We start from the raw sequence: 795 nt of genomic DNA on the forward strand, positions 1-795 counted from the left end.
GCTGCCGGACGGGCCGCGCTGCTCGCGCGCCGGATCTCGCACGATCCGCGGGCCGCGCGAAATCCGCCACCCGCGCCCGATATGCACCCAGCGCAACAGGTACAGGACCGCGAACGCGACGATCCGGACCCATTGCTGTGGACTGCTGCGCTGTTCGGCACGGCCGCGCTGGCCGGCACCGCATGGTCGGTGTATTCGCAAACCGTGCAGACCGCGTCGCGGATGTCGACGCTCGTCGCGGCGAAAGCCGGCAGCGGCAGTACGTTCGATGCGTCGGACAGCAGTTGCTCGTCGTCGAGCTGCAGTTCGTCGAGTTCGTGCAGTTCCAGCTCGTGCAGTTCGAGCAGTTGTGGCGGGTGTTCGTCGAGTAATTGAGTGCGTAGCGAGGGCCGCGATGGGCATCCTATCGCTCGAACAGCCGCGGCGAATGGGCTCAGATCGCCGCATCGCGCACGTGGGTGATTCGGTAACCTGTCTCGACGCTATCTGCGCCGAAACGGCCATCCGGGTGCAGCGCGGCCCGCGTATGCCGCGCCGCCGGATGCGACGACCACCCGCTGCCTTGCCCAGCCGTCCATGACAACCTTTGGCTCCGACGAATCCGCACCGGTTCAACACGCCGCGACGCTGTGCCAGAACGGACAGTTCGCCGACGCACTGTCGCTCGTCGCGCCGCTGCTCGAGCGGCCGGCGCCGGCCAGATCGGATGAGCGTCGGGTAGGGGAAGAGTGTATAGCTCGGTGTAGTGACGTGAGTGAGCGGTAGAACGAGAAAAAAAATAGAGTAGAGACCGAA

General features: G+C 65.8%; 1 protein-coding gene. It reads left to right on the forward strand.

Features of this window, described 5'->3' with window-relative positions; genetic code table 11:
- Positions 1-182: 182 nt before the first annotated feature.
- Positions 183-371 carry a hypothetical protein gene (locus G3N99_RS42470; protein WP_206125330.1) on the forward strand — a complete coding sequence of 63 codons (189 nt, stop codon included), beginning with the start codon at positions 183-185 and terminating at the stop codon, positions 369-371.
- Positions 372-795: the final 424 nt, after the last annotated feature.

Origin of the sequence: Burkholderia sp. Ac-20392 (assembly GCF_017104585.1) — a bacterium.
Classification (GTDB): domain Bacteria; phylum Pseudomonadota; class Gammaproteobacteria; order Burkholderiales; family Burkholderiaceae; genus Burkholderia; species Burkholderia lata.